Below are 25788 nucleotides of genomic sequence, written 5' to 3' on the forward strand. Positions count from 1 at the left end.
ATGTGAGCACCACCCTGACGGTATTCCGTTGTGCAGCTGCACAACTACCGTCGGACAGCTACCTCCGTGGATTGCAGCCCGCGTTGCCGGCGCCGCTCAGCGCGCGGCCAGCACCGCGCTGTACAGCTCGCGCTTGCTCACATGGACCTCCTCCGCGACAGCGGCCACCGCCTCTTTGAGCCGGATCCCCTGACCGATCAGCTCGTTGACGGCTGCTACGTGGTCCTCGGGACGGCTCGGAGCCGACTCCGCCGCGCCGGCAACGACGACGGCGATCTCGCCCCGGACCTCGGACGTTTCGGCCCATTCGAGAAGCTCACGCAAAGGTCCGCGCAGCACCTCCTCATAGGTCTTCGTCAGCTCGCGGGCCACCGCAGCCCGGCGGTTCGGTCCAAAGGCCTCCTGGAGCGCACGGAGCATCGGCTCCAGACGGTGCGGCGCCTCGAAAAACACCATGGTGCGCCGTTCCAGGCGCAGCTCTGCCAGCCGGCCAGCCCGTTCACCGCTCTTGCGGGGCAGGAAACCCTCAAAACAGAACCTGTCGGTGGGGAGTCCGGACAGCGCCAGTGCCGTCAGCACCGCCGACGGTCCGGGGGCGGCCGTGACCCGGATCCCGGCGGCAACGGCCGCTTCCACCAGCCGGAAACCGGGATCGGAAACGGCGGGCATCCCGGCGTCCGTCACCATCAGCAATGTGCGGCCCTCCCGGACCTGAGCCAGCAGATCTGCCGTCCTACTTTGCTCGTTGTGCTCGTGGTAACTGATCACGCGCCCGGTCACGGTGACACCCAGCGCCTGCACCAGTCGATGGAGTCTTCGAGTGTCCTCTGCGGCGATAAGATCGGCCGAGCCCAGCCATTCCATCAGACGCGCGGAGGCATCACCCATATTGCCGATCGGGGTCGCCGCCAGCACAATGTAGCCCTCGCCAGCCATCCGTCCGGTGGTCGGTGCGGTGGCTGCTGCGGCCGGTTGCTCTGTGTCCATGCTTCCAGCCTAGTGTTCGCCGCACCGGCTGATACCCGGCTCCGTCAAACGCGCACCGACGGTTCCGATGAGCATGTGGCGCGGCCCGGACCGGTGGGGAGCCAAAGGTAGCATTGGCAGGGTGAGCCTGAACGTTACCGATCCCGCAGCGCCCCCGCCGGTGCCGCCGCCTCCGGCACCCGGTGCGGAGCAGCGCTGGCTTAGCGATCCGAAGACCGCGTTCACCGTCGCTGCCCTGCGCGACCGGCTGTTGGGTTCGCGGTGGCGCTGGCTCGAGACCCCGCTGTCACTGCGCCTGTGGTTCTGGCTGGCACCGGCTCTGATGGCCACGATCGGCGGAATTCTGCGCTTTGTCCGACTGGGGGAACCGCATTCCCTGGTCTTCGACGAGACCTACTACGTCAAAGACGCCTATTCCCTGCTGCAGAGCGGCTACGAACGCAACTGGGCGGACAAGGCCAACGAACACTTCAATGCGGGCGACTTCAGCTCCATCCTCGGCACGCCCGAGTACGTGGTCCATCCGCCCGTCGGCAAATGGATGATCGCCTTCGGCATGTGGCTCTTCGGCCCTTCCAGCACCTTCGGCTGGCGCTTTTCCGCCGCCGCGGTGGGAACAGTCTCCATCTTCCTGCTGGCACTGATCGCGCAAAAAATGTTCCGCTCCAGCATCATCGGCGCCATGGCCGGGCTGCTCTTCGCCGTCGACGGACATGCGATTGTGCAGTCCCGCACCTCCCTGCTGGATAATTTTGTGATGTTTTGGGCGCTGGTGGCCTTTGGCGCCCTGCTGTTGGACCGCGACGACGGCCGGAACCGGCTCGCTGAACGGCTGGCCGCGCTGGCGGCAGCCCGGGGCGGCATTCCGTTCGGGAAGGATCTGGTCCACGGGCCGTGGCTGGGCGTCCGCTGGTGGCGGCTGGCTGCCGGCATCGCGCTGGGCCTGTGCATCGGGACCAAGTGGTCCGGGGTGTTCTTCCTGGTGGCCTTCGGCCTGCTCACCGTTTTCTGGGACCTCAGCGCCCGCCGCATAGCCGGCGTCCGCCATTGGGTCGCGGGCGGAATACTCAAGGATGGGATCTTCGCGTTCGTCTCCGTCGTCCCGGTGGCAGCCGCGACGTATCTGGCGTCCTGGACCGGCTGGTTCCTGGCCGCGGACTCCTGGGACCGCAACTGGGCCGCCACCGATACCGGCAGCGGCTGGGGCTGGATCCCCGATCCGCTGCGTTCCCTGTGGCACTACCATTTCACCGCCTACAACTTCCACACCGGGCTGGAATCGGACCACCCATACAAGGCCAATGCCTGGTCCTGGCTCGTGATGGGCCGCCCCACCTCGTTTTACACCGACTATCCAAAGCACGGTGAAAAGGGCTGCATGGCGGACAGCTGTGCAGCCGTCGTCTCCTCCGTCGGAAACCCTGTGATTTGGTGGTCGGCGGTCCTGGCCGCGGCGTTCCTGCTGGTCTATTGGATTACACGCCGCGACTGGCGCGCCGGTGCCATCCTGGCTGCCCTGGCTGCAGGCTACCTGCCGTGGCTGCTGTACCCGAACCGCACCATCTTTTTCTTCTACGCGATCGCCTATGAGCCGTACCTGATCCTGGCCCTGGTCTTTGTGCTGGGCCTGGTGCTGGGCAAATCAACCGATGCCCGGTGGCGGCGGCTGCAGGGCGCCCTGCTGGTGGGGATTTTCCTGGTCCTGACGGTGGTGGTCAGCGCCTACTTCTACCCGATCTGGACCGACCAGATGATCCCGTATGGGCAATGGCGGAACCGGATGTGGCTGCCCAGCTGGATTTAGCCCGCGCAACTGCTCGGACGGCAGCTGCTATATTCCGGCTGCCGCCCGCCGGCCCTGCCGCGGATTCCTTGCCCGTTTGCTCAGATTGCGGCGCTGTTTGGTCGGCCAGGTGAAGGCGAGCGTCAGCGTCGAAACCAAGAGGACGACGACGCCGATCAGGAGACCGGAATCGGTCCAGAACTGCTCAGGGAACAGTCTGATCAGGGAATCGTCGAGATAGAACGTCCAGGTCCCGTTCTTGAAGAATATTTGGTGGAAGTCCGTGAAGAACGTTTCCCAGCCCGCGAAGGCCAGAACGCCCAGGCCGATCACCAGCACCAGCGTGACAATGGAACCGGCGAACAGACCGCGGCGGACCCCACCGGTGCTGCGGCGCGTCAGGTACACGATGGCGACAATCACGACGACGGCGAGCACCGCGCCGGCGATGAACGCCATGGTGATGACCGATTTCACGTCCTCCATGTGGCTGACCTCGCCGACGGCAAACAGCTTCCCGCCGTCCGGTTTGACCAGGTCTGCCAGAAAGCGTGGACCGGCAAAATTGAGCAGATAATCCACCACATAGGATCCGTAAGTCATCCGGTCATCGGTACTGAAACCGAAGGTATCGGCGGGAAATCCGGGGCGGTGGTATTCCACCCAAAGAAACAGTGGGGTGGTGATCAGCCGGATGGCAAGCACCAGGAGCACCACGGGGTAACAGACGGCAAGCACCACCTGCAGTACGCGCGGCAACACTGGCTGGACCTTGGCGGCCTCCTCGCGCTGCGCGGCGCGCCGGTCCACGTCCTCCTGCGGCGGACGGATCTGCAGCATGCTGGTGGGAAGGGGCTCATGGAAGACAGCGGACCCGTCTACACTGGGGGCATCTACGGCGGAGCCGTCTGCGCTAGGACCGTCTGCGCTAGGACCGTCTGCGGAAGGGCCGTGCCGGGGCACCGGTGCGGCAGCGGTCCGTGCTCCGGACGATGGCCCAGCACCCGGCCGGACAGTGCTCGCCTGGGCGGCTGCGGAATGTGCGGCAGCCGGCGTCATCCAGGCGAATGCCGGCTCATCGTCCTCCGGCGTTTCGGGCGACAGCTCGCCGATGCTCTCATCGGGGGTCGCGGGCAGCCGAGACTCGGATCCAACGTTATCGTCCGCGGGGTCGGCTGAAACCGGCTTCTTGTTCTCACTCACATTTTCAGCGTACCTGCCGTCCGTCCCAGGGCGAGGCCGCCACCCCGCAACGCAGCCGAAGTCGGGCCGCATATCCGGCCCTGCGCTTGCCGGGTGCTGCTGCGGCAGCAGTGGGAAGCCCCACAGCCAGCGGCGTGCGGCGGCCAGCGGCGTGCGGCCAGGCGGAATTCCCCGGCGTCAGGCTGTGGCGAGGCTGTCTCCCGCGTCGGTGCCGTCCAGGTCACCGAGCTCCCCCGTCAGCACGGCCCGGCCCCCCAAAATCAGCACGTAGGCCCAGTACCCGGCCAGCACCAGTGCGCCGAGGGATATTTTGGCCCAGACGGGAAGCTGACTGGGGGTCACAAAGGCCTCCACCAGCCCCGAGACAAAGAGCACGATCAGCAGGCCGATCGCCACGGTAATCAGCGACCGCCCCTCCTGGGCCAAGGCCACCAGGCGGGGGCGCGGTCCCGGGGAAATCCAGGACCAGAAGATCTGCAGACCCGCCGCGCAGGCCACGAAGACCGCCGTCAGCTCCATCAGAGAGTGCGGCAGGATATAGCTGAAAAACACGTCGCCGCGGCCATACCCGAACATCACCCCGCCGGTGAGTCCGACGCCCATCGCGTTTTGGTGGAGCAGGAACGGAACGTACACGCCCGTGATGCCCAGTGCCACAGCCTGCGCCGCGATCCACGCGTTGTTGGTCCAGACCTGTCCGGCAAACGAGGCTCCCGGATTCTCCGAGTAGTAGTCGACAAAGCCGTGATCCACCAGCTGGCGCAGCCGGGCATCGTTGCCCAGGGCGGACAAAACCTGCGGGTTTCCAGCCGCCCATATCCCATACAGCACCGCGATGGCCACGAATACGGCGCCGACGCCAAGGGTCAGCCAGCGGACCCGATAGAAGGCGGCTGGCAGGGCCAGGACGAAGAAGCGCGCCAGATCTTCTGCGAAATTCGAGCGGGCACCGGTGAAGCGCGTTCTGGCCCGGGCCAGCCGAGTGGACAGGGAGGCGGAAAGGGCGCTTTCGGGCGCCACCGAGCGGATCATCGACAGGTGCGTGGACGTGCTTTGGTACAGCCGCAGCAGTTCATCCGCCTGCTCGCCGGTGAGCCTGCGCCGTCGGCCCAATTCGTTCAACCTGTCCCACTGCGCACGATGTACCGCGGTAAACGCATCCAAGTCCACCGTCCCACACTAACCTGCCCGCCGCCGTCGTACTCCTCATGGTTGCTCCGCCCACCCATCCGGGAATGGCTAGACTGGACAACGCACGGCGAGGGAGCGCGCCCGTGCGCCTTTGGACCGGTGTGGAAGGAGCGCGACCATCAGCTCAATCATCACCGGTGAGGCAGTGGTTCTGGAGCTGCGGGCCGCCTCTTTTGCCGCCCGTGGGGTGGGCGCGCTGATCGATTTTGCCGCCGCGGTTGTCCTGCTGGTCGGGCTGGGGCTGCTGCTGCTTTCCGGATTGGGCGACATTGATCCGGCCGCGGCCAGCGCGCTGGTGCTGGGCACCGTGGTTTTTGTCTTCGTGGCGCTGCCGATCGGTGTGGAAACATTGACCCGGGGAAAGTCGCTCGGCAAGCTGGTGATGGGGCTGCGCATAGTGCGTGACGACGGCGGCTCCATCCGTTTCCGGCAGGCCCTGATCCGGGGCCTGCTGGGTGTGTTCGAGCTGTACATGATGCTCGGGTCCGTAGCGTTTCTGGTTTCCCTGTTCAATTCCCCCTCCAAGCGGCTCGGCGACATGCTGGCCGGAACCTACTCGATGCGTGAGCGGGTGGCCGCGGCCCCGCCCTTGATCGTGACCACGCCGCCGCAGCTGCAGCCCTGGGCCGGACTGGCCGATATCGGGCGGATGCCGGACCCGCTGGGCCGACGGATCTCCGCGTTCCTGACGCAGTGGGCGAAAATGACACCGGAGTCCCGGGCGCAGCTGGCGGCGGCTCTGGCGACGGAGGCCGCCGCCTATGTCTCTCCGCCGCCGCCGCCCGGGACGGCTCCGGATGCGTACCTGGCTGCGGTGATGTCCGAACGCCGGGACCGCGAGCTGCGCCGCATGACCGCCCAGCGGGAACGCGCCGACGCAACCGCCCGCCGGCTCTACACGCTGCCCTTCGATCAGGACAACTGAGATCCGCTCCGGTCGAGGGATCGCCGGGATGACGGAGAGGGGTCGGGGAGGGGCAGGCAGAAGGCGGGAAGGAGTGCGCGGTTTAGCGGGAGGCGTACTGTGCCCAGGGGATGTTCCAGTCGCCGTAGCCGTCCGTCGGCGCAGCCGACTCGCCGACGCTGTTGATGACCTGGACCAGGTCGCCCACCCCCATGTTGTTGAAGACCCAGGAGGCGCCTGCCTCGTCCATGCCGATGCAGCCGTGCGAGAGGTTCAACTGGCCAATGTAGGCCACTGCCGAATCCGTGGCCTGATGAATGAACTCGCCGCTGGGGGTCAGCCGGGTGGCGTAATTGACGTCAAGTTCGCCGTAGTTGGCCGGATCACCTGGCTTGAGCCCAATGCTGGCGGCCACGAAGTGCGCGGTCCGCTGCCGGTCCATCAGCACCAGGTAGCCCGAGGCCGAGGGGAAACGCTCGTCACCCATGGTCACCAGGAAGTGCTGGGACGGCTGGTCGTTGACATAGACATCGGCAACGTGGTTGGCCGAATCCGCAACCATGACCTTCTTGTCGCCGATCCGGACGGTGACCGTCTTGTTGAAGTTACCAATCTGGCCTTTGCCCAGATCCACGCCGAACAGCGCCATCTCCATGGTGATGGTGCTGTTCGCGGTCCAGAAGCCTTCGGGCCGGTAGCGGACCATCGTGTCGCTGTACCAGTGGAACGCGCCGACCTGACCCGCCGTCGTCGTAATTTTAAGCGCCTTCTCGACGGCTTCCTTGTTGATCACCGGCTCGCTGAAGGTGATCTGTAGGGGCTGCCCGACGCCGACCTTCTGGCCGTTCTGCGGATACACGGCGGCGTCGGCTTCGTGCGAGGCTGGCACCGTCGTAAAGGTCTGCGCCTGGTGTTTTTCCCGGCCGGCACCGTCCACCACGGTGTACTCGTACTGATAGGCGGTGTCAAACTTCAGCGCACCACCTGCGGTCCAGGTCGATCCGTCCGCGCTGGTGGCCCCCTCAACGGCCGTGCCGGACTTGGCCTCGGTCAGCGCGACCGATTTAATCGTTCCGTAGGTTGCCTTGACGACGACGGGCGCAGCAGGGTTAACCTGCGCGGCACCGTCCGTGGGAGTCACGCCAAGCTCCATAGCCTGCACGACCGGAGCCGCGAGGCCCTCTGTGGTGCGCGCGGGACTCTGCGACTCGGATGCGATCGAAGACCCGGCCCAGGTGGGAGCGGTGGCAGCGCCAATTCCGCCGCCGACGACGCCAAGGCAAACGAGGGCAATCAGTCCGATTTTCCAGCCCTTGCCGTGGCTCTTGCGCATCTGCGAATCCTGCACTGCTCTCCCCCAAACCCAACGAAAATACGGGGCCATTGATACGCCCGCGCACGGCAGCCATAGCGGCTGCCGTTCTATTTTACGTCATCGGCCCGAGCACCGCGGACGGCTGTGCTCCCGCCACGCAGAAATTCAAGCTGGGCTGCAACGGACAATTCCGCGGCCGCCCGGACCTCGACGGGCGTGTCGGCATAGACCACGGCGGCGACGCCGGCCGCCGAAGCCTGCGGCCCCAGCTGCTCCAGCGCCGTGCGGACCTGGACGAGGCGCTCGTTCCGGTGCGCCAGATAGGCGCCGGACGCGGCGGCCAGATCCGGCAATGCCGGGCCATGCGCCGGAAGCAACCGCGCTGGGCCCATCCGTTCCAGGGTTTCAAGCGAGCGCAGATAGGCCCCCAGCCGGCCGTCCGGGTAATCGATCACGGTGCTGCCGCGGCCCAGAATGGTGTCGCCGGTCAGCACCGAGCCGGTCGGGCCGTCGTCGGGCAACCAGAAACATACGGAATCGGCCGTGTGCCCGGGCGTGGCGATGACCTCGATGCGGACGCCGGCGGCCGTTATCCGCTCCCCCGGCTGCAACGGCTGGCCGCCCAGGCAGTACGCCGCGGCCAGGGCCCGGACCGGCGCCCCGGTTAGGTCACGGAACCTGCGGCTGCCGGCTGTATGGTCCCGGTGCCAATGGGTTATCAGCACCAGTTCCACCATTCCGCGGCCGGCGAGCGCGCGCAGATGCGGCTCGTCCACCGGCCCCGGATCCACGACCACCACACCGGCGGAACCGGGCGCTGAAATGATGTAGCTGTTGGTACCGTCCAGCGTCATGGGGCCCGGGTTGGGCGCCAGCCTGCTCCAAGTCAGCGCGCTGCTGCGCGTCCACCCGACGGAATCCACGAAATCCACTGCGTCCATGCCGCCTCCTCCCCGCAGGGCCCATCTGCTGAGCAATAGGTGCCTCCGTCGGGCCCCATCAGAGAGCATCTGCCGCTCAGTCGATTGACGTTTAGTAGCGGTACTGCTCCGATTTGTAGGGGCCGGCAACGTCCAGTCCGAGGTACTCCGCCTGCGTCTTGGACAGCTCGGTCAGCTCGACATCCAGCGCGTCCAGGTGCAGCCGGGCCACCTTCTCGTCGAGAATCTTCGGCAGCACGTAGACCTGGTTTTCGTATTCGGGCTTGCCCTCGGCATCCGTCTGCCCGTGTCTGCTGAAGATTTCGATCTGCGCGATGGTCTGGTTGGCAAATGAGTTGCTCATCACGAAGGACGGATGGCCGGTGGCGTTGCCCAGGTTCAGCAGACGGCCCTCGGAGAGCACAATGATGGAGCGCGGCTCCGTGCCGCCGCCGTCGTCTGTGCTTTTGTCCGGAGCGAAAATCCATTCGTGCACCTGGGGCTTGATCTCGACTTTCCGGATGCCGGGAACCCGCGCCAGCCCGGCCATGTCGATCTCATTATCGAAGTGTCCGATGTTGCCGACGATCGCCTTGTTCCGCATCCTGGCCATATGCTCGGCCATAATCACGTCTTTGTTGCCGGTGGTGGTGATGAAAATGTGTCCCTCGCTAAGCACGGATTCCAGCTTCGCGACCTGGTAACCGTCCATGGCCGCCTGCAGCGCGCAGATCGGATCGATCTCGGTCACGATCACCCGGGAGCCCTGTCCGCGAAGTGCTTCGGCGGCGCCCTTGCCGACGTCGCCATAACCGCAGACGACGGCGACCTTCCCGCCCATGAGAACGTCCGTGGCCCGGTTCAGTCCGTCCGGCAGCGAGTGCCGGATCCCGTATTTATTGTCGAACTTGCTCTTGGTGACCGAGTCATTGACATTAATGGCGGGAAAGAGCAGCTTGCCCTGCTCGGCGAGCTGGTAGAGCCGCATGACCCCGGTGGTGGTTTCCTCGGTGACGCCCTTGATTCCGGCGGCCACGCGGGTCCACTTTTGTCCGTTCTGGGACAGCGTTTCCCGCAGTACATCGAGAAATATCCGGTATTCCTCCGGATCGGCGTCGGTGCCGGCCGGGACCGCACCGACGGCCTCGAATTCAACACCCTTGTGCAGCAGCATGGTGGCGTCTCCGCCGTCGTCCAGAATCATGTTCGGGCCAAGCTCGGGATCGGCATCCGCCCCGGGCCAGCTGAGGATCTGCAGCGCGGTCCACCAGTATTCCTCCAGCGTTTCACCCTTCCAGGCGAAAACGGGGACACCCTTCGGGTCAGCCTCGGTGCCGTGCCCCACGACGACGGCGGCGGCGGCCTCGTCCTGGGTGGAGAAGATGTTGCAGGAGGCCCAGCGTACCTGAGCACCGAGCGCCACCAGCGTCTCGATCAGAACGGCGGTCTGCACGGTCATGTGCAACGAACCGGCGATCCGCGCGCCCCGCAGCGGCTGCGTGGGGCCGAACTCCGTCCGCAGCGACATCAGCCCCGGCATTTCATGCTCGGCGAGCCGGATCTGGTGGCGTCCGGCCTCCGCCAACGTGACGTCGGCAACCTTGTAGTCGAAGCTTTCGCAGGTGTTGGGCTCGGGAGTCATCTGCGGGGTTCCTTACTGGACATCGGAGGGGTGGCGGCAGGAGAGGTGGCGGCAGCGAAGGTTGTGGCATCGGAAGGTGCGTCCGTGGCGCCGGCGTCATGCTGGTCCGACCCGGCCGCCACAGCATCGGAAAGCTGCTCCGGGGACAGCAACAGCACAATTCCGTCCTCGATGCGGTAGCGCAGCGGATGGGAGTCCGGTCCGGGAACCGTGCTGACCAGCTCTTCACCGTCCTGCCGCAGGGAGGATCTGGTCACGGGACATCGAAGAACTGCCAGGAGTTCATCTCTGACATGCGGCATGGGCTCGCTCCCTCAAACTAGGTAAAGTAGGCAAACAGGGCAACAGGTAAACCGGCAAACACCAGTAAGCCGGACAATCCGCCCTTGTTGCGTCCCGTAGTTGTTCAAGCCTAGTACCGGGCGCTCAGTCGCGCAGAATGCGTAAATGACTGCGACGCGCCGACTGACCGGCGGCCGTGCCCACGGGCGGTTCGAGGGCCGATTTTGTGCCGCGCTGCGCCAACGGCGCGGTATCCTCGTCGGGAACGCAGGCCGCCTCCCGCACGGCGTCGACGAGTGCCAGCAGGTCGTCCGGGCCCGGCCCGGCAGGTGTCGACGGCATGGCCAGCCGCAGAACCTCCCAGCCGCGCGGAACACTGAGCCGGCCCGCGTGCAGGGAACACAAATCGTAACTATGCGGCTCCGCAAATGTCGCCAGCGGTCCAAGGACGGCCGTGGAATCGGCATATACGTACGTCAGTGTGGCGATTGCCGATTCTCGGCAGCCGGATCTTGAACACATGCGCATGGTACCCACGGTGTACAAGATTACCCGCCTTTAATGACGTTCCCGCTCAGACGCGCTGACGAGTCGACGACGGCGATTGGCCAGACAGGTGGCCATGAATAGGGAACAGCGCCTTCAAACCGGAACATCCCGACCGGCCGCTCAGGGCACGGCGGCCTTCAAGGGGACCGGAAAGGGGCCGCCGTTTTCGGTTAAAGTCTGCTCGGAGGCCTAAAGTCTTTGTATGCAGTTCGAGTCCAGCGGCGCCGGCTTCACCGTAGTTTTCGATGCGGTCATGTCCGATGATACGGTCATTTCCCCTGCAGCCCCGGGCAGCGAACCCACCCCCCGCGGGCGTGCATTCCAAGCGCGCCGCAGGAACCGCCATGATCGCGGCCTGCGCGGCGAGTTGATGCTGCCGGCCCTGCCGGGGTCGCTGACCCGGGCGGAAAAATTCAACGAGCTGCTGATGGACTCGGCGGAACGGCTCAGCGAGCTCTGGGGGGACGCGCTCGACGCGGTCGAGTTCGCCGTCGAGGATATTCCAGGTTCCCTCGAGAGTCTGACGGGCACGGGCGAAAGAGTGCCGATGGCGTTCTTCCGGCCCGCCGCCGCGGACACTCCCGCCGTGATCACGATCTACCGCCGGCCCGTCGAACAGCTGGCCGATAACCAGGACGAGCTGCGGGAAATCGTCCATGAAGTGGTCATCGAGCAGGTTGCCGGGCTGCTCAACCTTTCCCCAGATGCGGTCGACCCTGCCTACCGCCGGTTCCGGCGCTACTAGCGCCGGCGTTTCAACTAGCGCCGGCGTTTCAACCGGCTCAACCGCCTCCCCCGCTGTCTGCAAAAGTGGCTGTCTGGATCAGTACCCCAGAACCACCTTGAGGTCCTGCGGCCCGGAGACCCCGCGGGGCACGCCCAGCACCGAAACGGCTGCCTTGTCTTTGCTGCCCAGCACCTGCGCGCCGTAGACAGCATCTCCCGTGGCGGAGAGGATGAAACCTGCCACCGCTTCACCGGCCAGCTGTGCCGGGTCAACAGTAACAGTCGTTCCACCGGCGACGTCGACGGTCTTGACCGCCAGTAGTTTGCCCGCCGCGGTGACCGGCGTCAGGGACACCTTGGCGCGGCCCGCTGGCATGCCAAAGGACAGGGCCGAGACCGGGCCCTGCGGAACCGTGATGAGCTGGCCGTCACCCAGCTTGGCCCCGGCTGCCGAATAGCCGAAGTCGACGGCGTCGCCGGTCTTGAGACCGCTCACCACACGTGCCGTGGCGGTGAAGGAAATGTCCGAACCGACGTCGAGGGTGTAGGTTCCCGCAGGCAGCCCGGTCAGCGCCAGCTCCGATACGGCCCCGGCCTTGACCGTGAAAACACCACCATTGGGCAGCGGCTGCTGCCCGCCGGAGCCGTAGACCTTGACCTGGACCAGCGCGTCGGCCGTTCCCGGGACGGTGACCTGCAGCGCAGCGGCGGCGTCCGCGTAACCGGATTGTGCGGCCAGCGATGCCGCTAATGCCGGATCCTGGACCGCGACGCCGGTGATCACCTGCCGCGCTGCCGGCACGTTCGCGGGCGCAATGACGTCCACTCCGCCGGCGGTAAGGCCGCGCAGAACGGACTGCTGGACGGTCGCCGCCACGGGACCGCCCGTGCTCTTGAGATGGACCGAAAGGCCACTCTGTCCAGGTGCAAGCCCAGCCAGGACCACGGCCCTGTTGGTTCCCGGTGGCACCAGCAGGCCCTTGGCCCCCGGGGCCTGCAGCGGGCCATCATCGCCGTACAGGTCAAGATTCACGGTGGCCGCAGTCTGTGACGAATTCGAGATGTTCAGAACTGCCGTGCGTCCCACGGTCGTGCTGGCGCCCGCAAGCCACAGATCGTTGGACGGCTGCTGGCAGCCGGCCACGCCCAGACCCGCCAGATCACCGTCCGCGGCGGAGTAGGACATCACCGCGCCGACGGCGGCACGTTGGGCATCCACCGGGTCCGCCCGCAGGACCGAGGCATCACTGACCGCCTGATTTCCAAGCACGACCGCCTTGCGCTGGTCCCCGGCTGCCCCGGTGCTGGGGCTGGCGACGGTGCTGGGGCTGGATCCGGGACTGGGGGTGCTGCCGGTGCTGGCAGAACCGGCGTCCGGCGCGCCGGCCAGGGTTGCCAGCGGCGTGCCTCCCGGCAACGGAGCCAGGATGCTGTGGGGCAGGATGCCCCCGGCGGAGCTCAGCACCATCGCGGTCACCGCCGAGCTGGAACTGCTGGACGCCGCGGAAAACTGCGGATCCGTCCCGCCTGTCGAGCCGTCCAGCAGAAGAGCCGGCCCCGGACAATTCGTCACGCTTTGGCCCGCCGGCAGCGCGGCAACCGGGGGTTTCACGGTGGCTGCAGCAGAGATCTGCGGGGTGACCGATCCCGCCGCGACGACGGCTCCGGCTACGACGGCGATGCCGCAGCCGGCGAGAACGGACCGCACGGCGCCACGCCGGCGCCGCCCGGACCCGACCCCTTTCGGGTCCTTCCGCGCCGTCTGCACTGCAGGTTTCGCGGCCGTCTTCGCCGCAGGTTTCCCGGCCGCCTTGGGTTCCTCAACCACGGGTTCCTACCTTATGTATCGCTGCGTCGTGTCCGGGTGCTGCTTCCAAGCTGGCCCCGAGAGCGGCGCCCGGATCGGGCGCTTTCGCGCCGACGTCCGGCACCCGTCCAGGACCAGGGCCGGCGCCGGGCGCGGCTACGCGCCGCCGTCGGGCCGGCATCGGTATGGCCATCAGCAACGTCAGCGAGAGCACAATGATCTGCACGAGGTTCCACAGGGTGAACCACGGCTTTTCATAGCGGACCTCAAGCTGGCCGCCGGAGGACGGTAGCGTGAAGGCCTGCGACCAGCCGGAGCCCGTCGCCGTCAGGTTCTCCCCATTCAGCCGGGCGGTCCAGCCGGAATCCGCCCGCTCCGCGAGCACCAGCCGGCGGCCCGCGTCGCCGGCCTCGATCCGCGCATGTACATCCACAACTTCGGAACCCAGATAGGCAACGGTAGCGCCGGCGGCATCAATGATCCGCACCCGCGAACCAACCTCGGGTGTCTGCCCGGCGATGGCACCAGGTGTCACCCGCCAGAGCCATCCGACGTCGGTCGGGCCAACCGTCGCCAGTCCCGGAACGGCTTCAATCTGACTGGCCAACAGTTCCGCGGCGGTGTCGCCGTGTTGCAGGACGACGAACCCCACGCCCAGCTCGGTCAGCTCCGGCCGCGGATCAACACCCGTTCCGGCCACGATGGTCGCGACTGCCCGCCGGACGGACGCTGTGGCCGCGTCATCCCCGCGCACGGTCTCCGAGCCGGGCGAGCCGGTGATGTCCCGGGCGGACGCAATCGTTGAGAGCGAATCCAAAGTGGTTCCGGCGCTCCGCATCAGGGCCGCGCTGACGCTGGCGTCGGCATTGATGCTCAACACCAGGGTCCGGGCGCGCTCGGTGCCGTTCCCGCGGTCCGCCGCGGTGGCCGGCAGGGTCCGCGCGGCACTGGGACGGATCAGCGGGGGGACACCATACGCTGCGGCAAGGGGCGCCGGCGTGGACGTAATATCACTTTGCGGTCCGGCGTCCAGCGCCAGGGACCTATCCGCTGCCTGATCGTTGCTGTGGACAAGATTCTGCGCCACCCACAGTGTGAGGCTGGCCGCGGGGCAAAGCACCAGCAGCACCGATACCAGTACCGCGGTGACACGGTAACGGCGTGTCACCGTGCCGGCCCCCTGATGTGCACGCTGCAGCAGCGCGTCCAGGCCGAGCACCGCCGCGCCCAAGAGGGCAAACGCTCCGACGGAGACACTGGGACCGCTGAAAGGCGTGACCAGGAAGGTGCCGCCGAGGGCGACCGCGATGCCGCCGCTGAGATAGCCGCTGACCAGCCCCAGCACCGCAACGCCCCACAGCGCCCGGACCATGCCGGCATGAACGGTGCGCAGCAGCAGGGCGGCAACGGCCAACAGCACCACCGGCGCGCCCACCAGCAGCATCGCTGCCAGTGCCCAGGGGAAGCCGCCGGCGGTGAACCAGGGCAGGGCGTTGATGCCGGCGCCGGTCCCGATCTGTACCGGCTGGCCGAGTATTTGTTCCCACAGCGGCGCATTGACATAGGACAGCGGGACCCCCGGATCCGCGAGGATGGCCCGTGGCTGGTCCAGCGTGGAAATGATGAAGGGCACGAACATGACCGCGCTCGGGAGCAGCGCCCACCAGAGAGTGCGGCCGCGCCGGCCCAGCAGCACCATGGCAAGACCGAGGCCGACGACGGCGGCCACCAGGAGTGACGGCGCGGAGGCCGTGATGACAGCCAGGCCAAGACCGGCTGCGGCGGCCGCCGTCCAGGACGGAACCCGTCCGGTCCCGGGTCGGCCGACCGGAACAGTCACAGTCCGCGAGGTGCGTCCTGCGGAACGGCGGGAATAAACCGGCTGGGGCGTCACCTGCCCGGCTGCCGCCGGTCCGGGGCGTCCCGCGGCTGCGCCAGCGGCGCGGATCAGGCCCAGCAGGACCCACGGCATCAGTACATGTGCCAGCAGCGCGCCCAGACGCCCCTGGCCGATGGCAACCTGAAGGGCCGGTGCCGAGGCCCAGATGAGAGCTGCGGTGAAACGGGGCCAGCGGTGCCGCGTCAGGGCACCGCTGGCGAACCAGGCGCCCAGCCCGGCCAGCGGCAGCGCCAGAATGAGGAGCCATGCAACGGCGGCAGAGCCATTCCCGAATCCGGCTACCGCCAGCAGCCAGAGCACGTAGCCAAAGGGATCCCCGTGTCCGGGCAGACCGGCCCCCACGGCAATCCACCAGGTGGAGGCGTTGTGCCAGATCCCGCCGAGGCCGGTCGAAAGCGGCAGAAGGGCACCGCCGGCAACGGCGCCGGAGCCGATCAGAGGGAACAAACACACCAGGCCGACGGCGAGCAGTAGTACGGTGGCGGCAATGGCTCCCGCGGCGGCCGGCAGCCGGGTGGCCGTGCTGATGGCGGCAAAATCGTCGGCAGCGTCCCCGCTCGGAACCAGCTGGGAGGATGCGTCGTCCGGGTCGGTCCACGCGACGGGCTCGCCGAACAAATCAAGCAGCGAGCGTCGATGTGAACGGATCTCCCGGCCGCTGGCTTGGAGTCCGCGCATCACCGATCGTGGAAGAACCCGGGTCGTCGCGGCCATGGCCCGGCTGCGCCGCACCGTCAGGGGGCGGGCCAGTGCGGCGCAGGTAGCCATGAACTGCCCGGCACCATAGCCGGGCTCCTTCACTACGATCCCGGTCAGCAGGCGGAACACGCCGCCGAACAACGCACCAAGGGCCAAGAACGGGACCTGCCACCAAGCGGCATGCTTGAGGCGCAGGTGGATTTGCGCCTTACGGGCGGCCTTAGGAGTAGCCAAACCGCGGCGTGGGTGGGCGACGTGGAAGACCCTGGCCTGCGGAACCACGACGACGCGGTGGCCGGCCAGCCGGTTTCGCCAGCAGAAATCGATGTCGTCCCCGGTGCCCGGCAGCGCCGGATCAAAACCGTCCAGCTCCTCCCAGACGTCGCGGCGCACAAGCATGCCAGCGGAGTTGACGGCAAACACATCGCTGCGGCCGTCGTGCTGCCCCTGGTCATGCTCATCGCGGTCAATCAAGGTAATGCGCTCGGCCCCGCGGCTGGCGGACAAACCGACATCCACCAATTTGCGCGGTTCGGCCCAGTCCAGCTGTTTACACCCGGCCACAGTCACCGACGGTGCCCGTTCAACCGCGTGCAGCAGTTCGGCCAGCGCATCCGGGGCGGGTGCAGCGTCATCGTGCAGCAGCCAGAGCCATTCGGAGTCCGGAATGGGAGCGGCCTCGGGAAGCGGGGCTAGCTGGTCTACCGCGGCCCGGACGGCGGAACCGAATCCTCCCCGGTGCGAAGCGTGGGTGATGACCTTTCCCTTGCCGAGGGCGCCCTCAAGGAGGTCCAGCGAGCCATCGCGGGACCCGGTATCGGCTCCGATCACGGTGTCGGCCGGCCGGGTCTGGGCGGCAACGGCCGCCAATGTTCTGGGGAGATATTTTTCACCATCGTGGGCAATAACGATGGCGGTGACTCTTACTGCAGCAGAAATTAGACCGCTCGCTTCCGTAGCCGGCGACGTTCACGCTCGGACAGTCCACCCCAAATGCCAAAGCGTTCGTCATTGGACAGCGCATATTCCAAGCACTGGGCGCGGACGTTGCACGCGCCGCAGACTTTTTTGGCGTCCCTGGTCGAGCCGCCCTTTTCGGGGAAGAACGCTTCCGGGTCAGTCTGCGCACACAGCGCGTCGGTCTGCCAGCCGAGTTCACCCTCGTCGCTGAAGTCATCACTTCTGGAGGGAAGCCCGATCCACACCGGCTGGGGAAGTCCCTGCACCGGCTTGACGAGCAGCTCCAGGGGCGGGTCCGTCAGATCCTCAGCCAGATCGTCACCCAACTCCTGCGCTTCGTGATCGGCCAGGAACGCCGTCGCCTGATCCTCGAGGGACTCCCGGGCACTCTGGTGGTACCGCTCGGCAGCCAGCGGATCCGCCGTATCGACGTACCAGTCGCTGGGGACACCAATTGAGCGATACTGCACCGCAGCCTGCCCCTGCACGGCGGACTGGCCGCCCAGGACGGTCGCCGCTATAGAACCAGCCGTCGAGCGTTGTGCCGGTGAAGCTGCACTGCGTTCCGCTTGTCCCATGGTCGTCCTCCTGTGTGTCCGCTGCGGTAAAAGAATTGGCCGTTGGCCCGGCTTCCGGTTCGTTGCAACCGCCGGCAACGACGTGGCGTGGTTCTAATTACACCGTTGTAAGACAGGGTGCGTCAAGCGGGAGGCGATCATATCCACAAACGGCCCGTCGGACGCGCCGCGCCACGCCCGACATCCGGATGGGCTATCCCGGGCGTGGCGGATTGCTTTAATCGTCGCCGCGATGATGCCCGCGAAAGTACACGCTTTTCATGCCGAGCCGCCGGATACGCGGCGGCCGGGAAAGTGAGTAATATCACATCGACGCAGACCCGATTGCAGGCTTTCGGCACTCACTGGCTTTCGGCACTCACTGACCGCCGGCACTGCGTGCTGACGGCTCCTGATGGCAGGATGAGTACATGCCGGGAAAAATGTTCACCATATCCGATCTCATGGCCACTCTCCGAAGTGTCGATGCCACCGCGCCCCGGCTGACCTGGTACGGGCCCGACGGCGAAAGGGTGGAACTTTCCGGAAGGGTGCTGGACAACTGGGTGGCCAAGACTGCGAACTTTGCCGTGGACGAGCTGGACGCCGGACCCGGCAGCACGGTGGGCGTGGACATGCCGGCGCACTGGCGCTCGCTCTGCTGGCTGCTGGCAGCCTGGCAGGCAGGGGCCACGGTGGTCATCACCGCCGGGTCCGGGGCACCGGCGCCGGCTGCCGCGGCAGCCGACGGCACGGATACTGATGAAACGACTACCGATGTCGTGGTTACCGCCGATCCCGGGCTTCCGGCCACCAGTGCGGCCGGGTCCCTGATCGTCGCCGTGGCACTGGGAGCGTTGGACATGCGCTGGCATGGAGACCTGCCGGGCGGTGTCATCGACTATGCTGCCGAGGTGCGCGCACACGGGGACGTTTTTATGCCCTTTGACCAGCCGGCCATGACGGACACCGCCGTCGTACACCGTGCCGTCCAGGGAAACAACGACGGCGACGGCACCGTTACCGGTGGTTCTGCAGCCGCGCCGGACCCTTCCTTGAACACCGCTCCCGTCACTTTCGGCACCCTGCTGGACGGCTACGCGGTTCCATTCGGGCAGCCGGAGCGGGTGCTCCTGCGCGCGGACGCAGGGTTGGAACCCACCGTGCGCACAGCACTGGGCATTTGGGCCGCGGGCGGTTCGGTACTGCTGGTGCATCCGTCCGTCCAGATCGAAGACCGGCTGCTCGCATCTGAGCGGGTCACCTCCGGCCGCTGACCCATAAGGCTCAGCCGCGCCTTGACACACTCGGTATCCGCCCCGGGGCCCAGGACCGTCACCCGCGCTCAGTTGCGGGCAGTGGGATCCTGCTGCACTGGCGCCACCAGCTCATGGTCGTTGGCAAACTCGGGGTCCGCGTCCAGTTCCTCGGTGAAGACCCAGAACCGGTATGCAAAGAACCGAAAGATGGTTCCCAGCACCAGGCCGATCACACTGCCGGCAACGAAGTCCGCAAACGGAGTGGTGAACCCGAGCATCCAGTGTGAGACGTAAACGCATGCGCCGGCGATGGCAATGCCGATCCCGTTCATCACGGCGAAAAGCACGATCTCCCGGAGGATGTTGGCACGGCGGCGGTGCCGGAAGGTCCAGTACCTGTTGGCGACCCAGGAAAAAACGGTGGCGACAATGGCGGAGACAATCTTGGCCCGCGTCGGGTGGTCCGACATCGGGCCATGCAGCAGCCAGAGAAAGATGCCCGTGTCAATGACGAACGCTATGCCGCCGACGGCACCAAACTTCGCAACTTCGCGCCAGAACAACCCAAAAAGTCCCTTAGCGCGTGTTACTACCAACTCAAACATGATCCTCCAGGATCGCTGCACTCAATAAGAACGGAATTGCCGGTCCTGCCGGGGCAGTCCGCCCTGCCGGCGCACCTCCCGACCCCCTGCGGCAGCGCGTACAGGCGGGCCGGCCAAAATAACAGCCAACGTAGGATTCTACGGGAAAAGCCTTGATCGTCGCTCCCAATTTCCTGATAATTGCCCTTCTGGGCATGCCGAACCCGGTTTTCCGGGGCCGGTTCGGTAGTCTGTGGACTGTGACTTTTCCTGTAATCGGTGTTGTTGGTGGCGGCCAACTGGCCCGCATGATGGCTCCGGCCGCCGTCGCCCTCGGTTTTGAACTCCATGTTCTGGCCGAAGGGCCGGATGTGTGCGCCGTCGCCGCCGTCGCCCACGCGCCGATCGGCGACTACGGTGATCTGGACGTGCTGCGCCGCTTTGCCGCGGACGTGGACGTGCTGACCTTTGACCATGAACATGTCCCCTCCGGACACCTTCGCACCCTCATAGCTGAGGGCGTGAACGTTCAGCCCCGGCCCGAGGCGCTCATCCACGCCCAGGACAAACTCGTCATGCGCGCCGCGATCGAACGGCTGGGTCTGCCGAACCCGCGGTGGTCCGCCGTCGCGTCGGTGCCGGACGTGGTTGCATTCGGGGACCTGCATGGCTGGCCAGTGGTGCTCAAGATGCCGCGCGGCGGCTACGACGGTAAGGGCGTGAAGGTGCTCGACGACGCCGGTGCCGCCGCCACCGCCGCGGACTGGTTCACCGCCATGAGCCCCTTGCTGGTGGAAGCGAAGGTCGATTTCAGCCGCGAACTCGCCGCACTGGTGGCCCGCACACCGGACGGGGAGGCGAGGGCGTGGCCGGTCGTGCAGTCCGTGCAGGTGGACGGCGTCTGCGACGAGGTGATCGCGCCCGCGCCGGATCTTCCGCCAGTGGTGGAGGGCGCCGCAGAGGAAGCCGCGCTGCGGATCGCCACTGAACTTGGCGTGACGGGAGTGATGGCGGTGGAGCTTTTTGAAACTCCCGGCCAGGGCCAGGGTTTCCTGATCAACGAACTGGCCATGCGACCGCACAACTCCGGGCACTGGACCATGGACGGTTCCGTCACCAGCCAGTTCGAGCAGCACCTGCGTGCCGTGTTGAATCTGCCGCTGGGAGCCACCGGCATTCTGGGCGACGTAGTCGTCATGAAGAACTTCCTTGGCGGCGCTAATACGGATCTGTTCGGCGCGTATCCGGCCGCGCTGGCCGCAGGTCCAGCCGTGAAGGTGCACAGTTACGGCAAGAGCGTGCGGCCGGGACGCAAACTCGGACATGTGAATGTCGTCTCCCGCCCCGGCGAAAGTGTAGCCGCCGTCCGGGCCCAGGCGGCGACGGTCGCTACCATCATCCGGGACGGCGCGGCTTCGGGTCCCACACAGACCTCCGAATCCACACAGACTTCCGATTCCACACAGAAGGGGCTCCGATGAGCCAGCACCTGGACCACACGGCAAGCGATTCCGATTCCTATTCCGCTGCGGCTGTGCCCATCGTTGGTATCGTCATGGGTTCGGACTCGGACTGGCCCGTGATGGAAGCCGCGGCCGAGGCCTTATCCGAATTCGACATTCCCTTCGAGGCTGACGTCGTCTCAGCACACCGGATGCCCGTCGAAATGATGTCCTATGGACAGTCCGCGCGGGACCGCGGCCTCCGCGTCATCATCGCCGGTGCCGGCGGCGCGGCCCATCTGCCCGGGATGCTGGCCTCCGTGACGACACTGCCCGTCGTCGGCGTTCCGGTGCCATTGAAGACACTGGACGGACTGGATTCGCTGCTGTCGATCGTGCAGATGCCGGCCGGAGTTCCGGTGGCAACTGTCTCCATCGGCGGAGCACGCAACGCCGGACTGCTGGCGGTCCGGATGCTCTCCTGTGGCACGGATGAAACGGCGATCCGGCTGCAGGGCGAACTGGCCGAGTTTGCCGCGGGGCTCAACCGCACGGCGAGTGCGAAAGGACTCTCGCTGCGGGAAAAGGCCGCGCAGGTTTTCCCCGGGCTGGTGGGCTCTCCGCGGCGCGGCGCGGTGGATTAGGCCGCCGCCATGAGTATCAGCAGCCCGAATGTCAGCCGTGTTTCCCGTAAACCGCCGGTGCTGACGAACCCGGTGCGTTACCCACACGGGGCGCCGGCCCCGGTGCGGACCAAGCGCGCCTTCATGCTCCTGTTGTTGACGCTGGTGCTGCCCGGCAGTGCACAGCTTGTTGCCGGCAACCGGAAACTTGGGCGGCTGGCGTTGCGCATCACCTTTGGTGTTTGGATCGCGATCATGCTGGCCGCAGTGGTTGCCCTGCTGAACCGAGCCATTCTCTTCAGCGTGGCCACCAACCCCATCAGCTCACTGCTGCTGGTCATCGCGCTGGTAGTGCTCGCCCTGGGCTGGGCCTTCCTGTTCCTGAACACGCTGCGGATCATCCGGCCCGCGCTGCTGGCTCCCGGCATGGGCGGCATTGTCAGCGCGGTGCTGGTGCTGCTCATGGTGTTGACCTCGGGTTCCGTCGGTTATGCCGCGTACCTGATCAATGCCAGCCGGAATGCCATCACCAGCATCTTTTCTGCCGGTCCCGATATGGCACCGGTCAATGGCCGGTACAACTTCCTGCTGATGGGCGGGGACGCCGGTGCGGACCGGGTGGGACGCCGCCCGGACAGCATCATCGTCGTCAGCGTAGACGCCACCAGTGGACAGTCCGTGACCATCAGCATTCCGCGCAACCTGCAGAACGCGCAGTTCCCGGCGGATTCCCCGATGCACGCTGTGTACCCGGACGGTTATAACTGCGGGGACAACTGCATTATCAACTTCCTCTACACGGAGGTCACAGAAAAATACGCAAACCTTTACCCGGGCAGGGCCGATCCGGGCGCCGCGGCCATGATGGATGCCGCCAGCGGCACCCTCGGCCTGAAGATCCAGGGCTATCTGCTCATTGACATGTCCGGCTTTTCCAAACTGATTGACGCCTTGGGCGGGGTCAAGATCAATGCCGGAGGCTGGGTGCCCATCACGGGTGCTGCCCTCGATGATGCGGGCTACAGCCATGCGCCGCCGGAGGGGTGGATCGCCCCCGGCGAACAGACCCTCAACGGCGAGCAGGCACTGTGGTACGCTCGTTCACGTCAGTGGGTGCTTGAATACTCCCGCAGTGAGCGCCAACAATGTATCCAGCAGGCGCTGCTCAAACAAATGGATCCTGCGACGGTACTGGCCAAGTTCGAGTCCATTCTCAACGCCGGAACCCAGGTGATGGAATCGGATATACCGGCTGCCCAATTGGGCAGCTTCGTTGATCTGGCGTTGAAGTCCAAGAAGCACCCCCTCAACCGGTTGACCATCGGGCCCCCCGATTTCGACATCAATTTTTCCACCACTCCGGACTTCGACGTGATCCATGCCCGCGTCAAGGCCCTGATCGCCGGCAACAGCTCCGCCGCCGTCACCACGGCACCGGACGCCGGTGCCGCACCCGCGGCCCCTGCGCCGGGGGCATCGGCGCCGGCCACACGGGCGGCCGCGGCATCTGCCGCCGAATCGCCGGCCGCACAGACGCCGCAGGTATCCGAGCAATACCTGCAGCAGCTCGCCGAGCAGGGCGACGATGCGACGCTGGAATCGCTGCTGGCCAATAACGGCAGCTGCACGCCCGGATAACTACGAGCTCAAGGAGAGTAAATGTACACTTTGACAAACGTGCTGCGCCCATACGCTTGGGGCTCGCCGACCGCAATTGCAACGCTGCTCGGCCGCACGCCCTCCGGTGGTCCGGAAGCCGAGCTGTGGCTGAGTGCGCATCGGGACTCGCCGTCGCTGGCCACCTCGCCGGACGGCGGTATCGGGCCGCTGGATGCGCTCATCTCGGCCGATCCGGACGGCATGCTCGGCTCCCCCTGCCGGAGCACCTTCGGTGACCAATTGCCGTTCCTGGCCAAGATTCTCGCGGCCGCGGAGCCGCTGTCGTTGCAGGTCCACCCGACGCTGCGACAGGCACAGGAGGGCTTTGCCCGCGAGGAGACCGCTGGTGTCCCCCGCGATGCGGCCGATAGGAACTACAAGGATGACAATCACAAAACGGAGCTGATACTCGCCCTGACGGATTTCGAGGCGCTCTGCGGCTTCCGCTCCGCTGTGGCATCCCGGGCGGTCTTTGAACACCTCGCCGCCGTCTTCGATCTGGCCGCGGCGACGTTTCCGCCGGTGCTGCTTAATGTCATCTCGGATCTATCCGGGACAGACGAGCCGGCGGCACTCCGGGCGGCCTTCCATCGTCTTATCACCGGCGGCAGCGACGTTTCCGCAGCCGCTGCCGCCGTCGTCACCGTGCTCCGTTCGGGCGCCCCGATGACGCCGCACCAACGGGAACTTTCTACGGTGGTCAGCCTGAACGGTACCTATCCGGGCGATCCCGGCGTGCTGCTCTCGCTGTTACTCAACCGCGTCTCGCTCAAGCCGGGTGAAGCGATCTACGTGCCCGCCGGGACCGTCCATGTCTATCTGTGCGGGCTTGGTGTGGAGGTGATGGCGTGCTCGGACAATGTGCTCCGCGGCGGCCTCACCCGCAAGCATGTGGACGTTCCGGAGGTGATGAAGACGGTGGAGTTCCGGGCGATTCCGGTGCCGATGAGCCAGGCCGACATCACCGAGCTGGGCCAGGAAATCTGGGCTCCTCCGTTCGGGGAATTCCAGCTGCAGCGGGCCGTGCTCGAACCCGGCGGGTCCCCGGTGCCGCTGGCGCAGAACGGACCGATGCTCGTCATCGCCGTCGAAGGCTCGGCGCTGATGGATTCACCGCGCGGAGACATGCTGCTGGAGCGCGGAGCCAGCGTCTTCGTGCCGGCCCGTGAGAATCCGGTCGTCGCGCATCCGGTCAGCGGGGCCCGCCTGACCGCCGTCCTTTATGCGGTCACTGTGGCCGGTTGTTCCTAGCAGCCCTTTTCCGCAGGCCTGCCAGCGCGGTCGGCGCGGCAGCGACCAGAGCCAGCGTCTTGCGGACCGATGTGCGGGCGAGAGGCAGCGCCCTGGCATAAACCGGATACAGCCGTGAAAGCGGCATATCCCAAGTTCCGGCCAGAATGTCTTCATGATCAGCAAACCCGAATTTGAACTGCGATACACCGTCATTGAGCAGCCCGTTGAAGTCGTATCGACGGACGCCACGCTCTTTCATGGCTGTGATGGCGGTCCACTTCAGCGTGAAATTGGCCCGGAGGTTCTGCCCGGCATCGTTCATTCCGCCGTAGAGCTCAAAGGCCGTGCCGGCGCTGGTGGCGAGCCAAAGGAAAGCCACCACTTCGTCGCCGTCGAAAGCGGCGAAAACCGGCGAGTGCTCCCCCAGATTGTCGAAAATATCCAGGTAGTAGCCGTCCGCGTGGATGCCGAAGCCAGCGCGCTCTGCGGTCATCCGGTACACGGCCAGGCACCCCGGCAGTTCCTCCCGGCTCACACGGCGGTAGCTCAACGCCTCTCGGCCCGATTTGCGGATGTATTGGCGCGTCTTTTTCGTCATTGCCGCGAGCAGCTCGTCTTCGGAGCGCTGCAGGTCCAGGATCAGCGTCCGACCGATCAGTATCGTGTTCGGGGATCGCCGCCAGCCTTCGGCGGAAAGCGCCTTAGCAGGAGGTGAGTCCAGCTCCCAGTCAGGTTCAATGCTCAGCACCACCGAGCGATGCATCGACTTCACGTAATCGGCGACGGCGTCGAGGACATCAGCACTGCAACCCGCCGCAGCCTGCGGTCCGCGGGCTATATAGGCAAGCGATCGGAACGGAAACGGCAGCCTTCGGAAAAGCAGTTGCGCAGAGCCGACGAGGACACCCGCCGTGTCTTTGACGAGGACCCGGTCCACGGTCCAATTATGTGCCGCCTTCGTCTGCCCCCAGCCCCATAACTGCATCGGGTGGCCCAACGCGGCGTTAATGGCCGCATCCCACTCGGCCCGGTCTGTGCACTGCTCAATGCTCAAGGTCATACAGTCAACCCTATCCGGCTCCCGGGAGACCCTGTGATCGATGGAAGGCGGTACGGCGGGTTTTCGGAGCCGCGGCAGAGTCCCACGTCGCCCGCGTCACCTTCCGCCAGCGCATAGAACGTGCCGCGGGCTGCGGATTGGTTTCCTCATTCCGTCAGGTGCCTTTGATGCGCTAATGCGCGGCCCCAGTGGTGGCGATGTTGCCGCTGACGATGAGCTGGCCCACGACGGTGACAAATCGGTGACTTGTGCCCGAGCGTGCGGAGGTCCATTCTGCTGGTTCCTCGACGAACTGGCTTTGCGTCGCCGGATTTTGTACCGGACGAACCAGGCTTGCTTGCGCCCGTTCTACCTGTTCCAGTCCCAGCAGGTGCTGGTGTGGTGCCGGGTAGGGCGGGTGCGGTGGATTGGTAGGTGTGTCCGGTGGGGGTGGTGATTTGGACGGTATGGCGGGGTCCGGGTCGTGGGATGGAGGACCAGCCGGGCGCTTCCTTGGCGAGGTT

Annotated in this window: 21 protein-coding genes and 1 pseudogene; 8 read left to right on the forward strand and 14 right to left on the reverse strand. The window is 66.1% G+C overall.

The features are described from left to right. Positions 1-96: 96 nt before the first annotated feature. Positions 97-936, reverse strand: a complete 840-nt coding sequence (gene rsmI / locus QMG52_RS08545) for a 16S rRNA (cytidine(1402)-2'-O)-methyltransferase (protein ID WP_283560017.1) — start codon at positions 934-936, stop codon at positions 97-99. A 124-nt stretch (positions 937-1060) separates the two neighbouring features. Here rsmI and QMG52_RS08550 point away from each other — a divergent pair, with 124 nt between their 5' ends. Next, entirely contained in the window at positions 1061-2791 is a 1731-nt protein-coding gene (locus QMG52_RS08550) for a dolichyl-phosphate-mannose--protein mannosyltransferase (RefSeq protein WP_502920473.1), read from the forward strand. Positions 2792-2818: 27 nt separating this feature from the next. On the opposite strand, the gene QMG52_RS08555 is transcribed toward QMG52_RS08550, so the two are convergent. Both QMG52_RS08555 and QMG52_RS08560 read right to left on the reverse strand, forming a co-directional pair. Beyond that, the gene (locus tag QMG52_RS08555; RefSeq protein ID WP_283559995.1) at positions 2819-3973 is read right to left on the reverse strand and encodes a TIGR01906 family membrane protein; all 1155 of its coding nucleotides are present in this window, start codon (positions 3971-3973) and stop codon (positions 2819-2821) included. A gap of 177 nt (positions 3974-4150) precedes the next feature. Further along, complete coding sequence (locus QMG52_RS08560) at positions 4151-5143, reverse strand: stage II sporulation protein M (protein ID WP_283559996.1); 993 nt, start codon at positions 5141-5143, stop codon at positions 4151-4153. 166 nt (positions 5144-5309) lie between these two features. Here QMG52_RS08560 and QMG52_RS08565 point away from each other — a divergent pair, with 166 nt between their 5' ends. Then, a complete protein-coding gene (locus tag QMG52_RS08565; protein WP_283559997.1) occupies positions 5310-6089 on the forward strand; it encodes an RDD family protein in 780 nt (259 codons plus the stop codon). Positions 6090-6171: 82 nt separating this feature from the next. Here the strand turns inward: QMG52_RS08565 and QMG52_RS08570 are convergent, their stop codons facing one another. From QMG52_RS08570 to QMG52_RS08590, 5 genes are all read right to left on the reverse strand, one after another. Beyond that, positions 6172-7401, reverse strand: a complete 1230-nt coding sequence (locus tag QMG52_RS08570; protein WP_283559998.1) for a L,D-transpeptidase — start codon at positions 7399-7401, stop codon at positions 6172-6174. Positions 7402-7490: 89 nt separating this feature from the next. After that, the gene (locus tag QMG52_RS08575; protein WP_283559999.1) at positions 7491-8324 is read right to left on the reverse strand and encodes an MBL fold metallo-hydrolase; all 834 of its coding nucleotides are present in this window, start codon (positions 8322-8324) and stop codon (positions 7491-7493) included. Positions 8325-8415: 91 nt separating this feature from the next. Continuing rightward, a complete protein-coding gene (gene ahcY / locus QMG52_RS08580) occupies positions 8416-9945 on the reverse strand; it encodes an adenosylhomocysteinase (protein ID WP_283560000.1) in 1530 nt (509 codons plus the stop codon). Next, entirely contained in the window at positions 9942-10202 is a 261-nt protein-coding gene (locus tag QMG52_RS08585; RefSeq protein ID WP_349361677.1) for a hypothetical protein, read from the reverse strand. Before QMG52_RS08585 ends, ahcY begins: the two co-directional genes overlap by 4 nt. A gap of 169 nt (positions 10203-10371) precedes the next feature. Continuing rightward, positions 10372-10749: a DUF3499 domain-containing protein gene (locus QMG52_RS08590; RefSeq protein WP_283560002.1), complete on the reverse strand. Its 378-nt coding sequence runs from the start codon at positions 10747-10749 to the stop codon at positions 10372-10374. A gap of 229 nt (positions 10750-10978) precedes the next feature. On the opposite strand from QMG52_RS08590, the gene QMG52_RS08595 reads away from it, so the two are divergent. Then, a complete protein-coding gene (locus QMG52_RS08595; protein ID WP_283560003.1) occupies positions 10979-11521 on the forward strand; it encodes a metallopeptidase family protein in 543 nt (180 codons plus the stop codon). Between the two features lie 78 nt (positions 11522-11599). Here the strand turns inward: QMG52_RS08595 and QMG52_RS08600 are convergent, their stop codons facing one another. The 3 genes from QMG52_RS08600 to QMG52_RS08610 all read right to left on the reverse strand — a co-directional run bounded on the left by QMG52_RS08600 (position 11600) and on the right by QMG52_RS08610 (position 17446). Then, a complete protein-coding gene (locus QMG52_RS08600) occupies positions 11600-13330 on the reverse strand; it encodes a DUF5719 family protein (protein WP_283560004.1) in 1731 nt (576 codons plus the stop codon). Beyond that, positions 13323-16778, reverse strand: a complete 3456-nt coding sequence (locus QMG52_RS08605) for a glycosyltransferase (protein ID WP_502920469.1) — start codon at positions 16776-16778, stop codon at positions 13323-13325. Before QMG52_RS08605 ends, QMG52_RS08600 begins: the two co-directional genes overlap by 8 nt. A gap of 68 nt (positions 16779-16846) precedes the next feature. Then, positions 16847-17446 carry a WhiB family transcriptional regulator gene (locus QMG52_RS08610; RefSeq protein WP_283560005.1) on the reverse strand — a complete coding sequence of 200 codons (600 nt, stop codon included), beginning with the start codon at positions 17444-17446 and terminating at the stop codon, positions 16847-16849. A 410-nt stretch (positions 17447-17856) separates the two neighbouring features. On the opposite strand from QMG52_RS08610, the gene QMG52_RS08615 reads away from it, so the two are divergent. After that, positions 17857-18702 carry a TIGR03089 family protein gene (locus QMG52_RS08615; protein ID WP_283560006.1) on the forward strand — a complete coding sequence of 282 codons (846 nt, stop codon included), beginning with the start codon at positions 17857-17859 and terminating at the stop codon, positions 18700-18702. 68 nt (positions 18703-18770) lie between these two features. Here the strand turns inward: QMG52_RS08615 and QMG52_RS08620 are convergent, their stop codons facing one another. After that, the gene (locus QMG52_RS08620; protein ID WP_283560007.1) at positions 18771-19289 is read right to left on the reverse strand and encodes a GtrA family protein; all 519 of its coding nucleotides are present in this window, start codon (positions 19287-19289) and stop codon (positions 18771-18773) included. A gap of 239 nt (positions 19290-19528) precedes the next feature. On the opposite strand from QMG52_RS08620, the gene QMG52_RS08625 reads away from it, so the two are divergent. The 4 genes from QMG52_RS08625 to manA are packed head-to-tail and all read left to right on the forward strand — an operon-like array spanning position 19529 to position 24243. Next, positions 19529-20749, forward strand: coding sequence for a 5-(carboxyamino)imidazole ribonucleotide synthase (locus QMG52_RS08625; RefSeq protein WP_283560008.1), 1221 nt, complete (start codon positions 19529-19531; stop codon positions 20747-20749). Continuing rightward, positions 20746-21354 (forward strand): 5-(carboxyamino)imidazole ribonucleotide mutase, encoded by a 609-nt coding sequence (purE, locus tag QMG52_RS08630; RefSeq protein WP_283560009.1) that lies wholly within the window; start codon positions 20746-20748, stop codon positions 21352-21354. Before QMG52_RS08625 ends, purE begins: the two co-directional genes overlap by 4 nt. 9 nt (positions 21355-21363) lie before the next feature. Continuing rightward, positions 21364-22971, forward strand: coding sequence for an LCP family protein (locus QMG52_RS08635; protein ID WP_283560010.1), 1608 nt, complete (start codon positions 21364-21366; stop codon positions 22969-22971). A 21-nt stretch (positions 22972-22992) separates the two neighbouring features. Beyond that, entirely contained in the window at positions 22993-24243 is a 1251-nt protein-coding gene (gene manA, locus QMG52_RS08640; RefSeq protein WP_283560011.1) for a mannose-6-phosphate isomerase, class I, read from the forward strand. Here manA and QMG52_RS08645 read toward each other — a convergent pair. Continuing rightward, a complete protein-coding gene (locus QMG52_RS08645) occupies positions 24221-25285 on the reverse strand; it encodes a lipid II:glycine glycyltransferase FemX (protein ID WP_283560012.1) in 1065 nt (354 codons plus the stop codon). The genes manA and QMG52_RS08645 overlap by 23 nt on opposite strands. Positions 25286-25457: 172 nt before the next feature. Beyond that, a pseudogene (locus tag QMG52_RS08650) lies at positions 25458-25788 on the reverse strand (hypothetical protein); the annotation flags it as partial.

This window comes from Paenarthrobacter sp. PH39-S1, from assembly GCF_030063245.1.
Taxonomy (GTDB): Bacteria; Actinomycetota; Actinomycetes; order Actinomycetales; family Micrococcaceae; genus Arthrobacter_M.

Bases quoted from the DNA above. Each gene is read 5' to 3' on its own strand.
- QMG52_RS08615 (WP_283560006.1), top strand. From the start codon at position 17,857: ATGCCGGGAAAAATGTTCACCATATCCGATCTCATGGCCACTCTCCGA.
- QMG52_RS08620 (WP_283560007.1), bottom strand. From the start codon at position 19,289: ATGTTTGAGTTGGTAGTAACACGCGCTAAGGGACTTTTTGGGTTGTTC.
- manA (WP_283560011.1), top strand. From the start codon at position 22,993: ATGTACACTTTGACAAACGTGCTGCGCCCATACGCTTGGGGCTCGCCG.
- QMG52_RS08550 (WP_502920473.1), top strand. From the start codon at position 1,061: ATGTGGCGCGGCCCGGACCGGTGGGGAGCCAAAGGTAGCATTGGCAGG.
- QMG52_RS08570 (WP_283559998.1), bottom strand. From the start codon at position 7,401: ATGCGCAAGAGCCACGGCAAGGGCTGGAAAATCGGACTGATTGCCCTC.
- purE (WP_283560009.1), top strand. From the start codon at position 20,746: ATGAGCCAGCACCTGGACCACACGGCAAGCGATTCCGATTCCTATTCC.
- QMG52_RS08645 (WP_283560012.1), bottom strand. From the start codon at position 25,285: ATGACCTTGAGCATTGAGCAGTGCACAGACCGGGCCGAGTGGGATGCG.
- QMG52_RS08595 (WP_283560003.1), top strand. From the start codon at position 10,979: ATGCAGTTCGAGTCCAGCGGCGCCGGCTTCACCGTAGTTTTCGATGCG.
- ahcY (WP_283560000.1), bottom strand. From the start codon at position 9,945: ATGACTCCCGAGCCCAACACCTGCGAAAGCTTCGACTACAAGGTTGCC.
- rsmI (WP_283560017.1), bottom strand. From the start codon at position 936: ATGGCTGGCGAGGGCTACATTGTGCTGGCGGCGACCCCGATCGGCAAT.
- QMG52_RS08635 (WP_283560010.1), top strand. From the start codon at position 21,364: ATGAGTATCAGCAGCCCGAATGTCAGCCGTGTTTCCCGTAAACCGCCG.
- QMG52_RS08575 (WP_283559999.1), bottom strand. From the start codon at position 8,324: ATGGACGCAGTGGATTTCGTGGATTCCGTCGGGTGGACGCGCAGCAGC.
- QMG52_RS08610 (WP_283560005.1), bottom strand. From the start codon at position 17,446: ATGGGACAAGCGGAACGCAGTGCAGCTTCACCGGCACAACGCTCGACG.
- QMG52_RS08590 (WP_283560002.1), bottom strand. From the start codon at position 10,749: ATGTGTTCAAGATCCGGCTGCCGAGAATCGGCAATCGCCACACTGACG.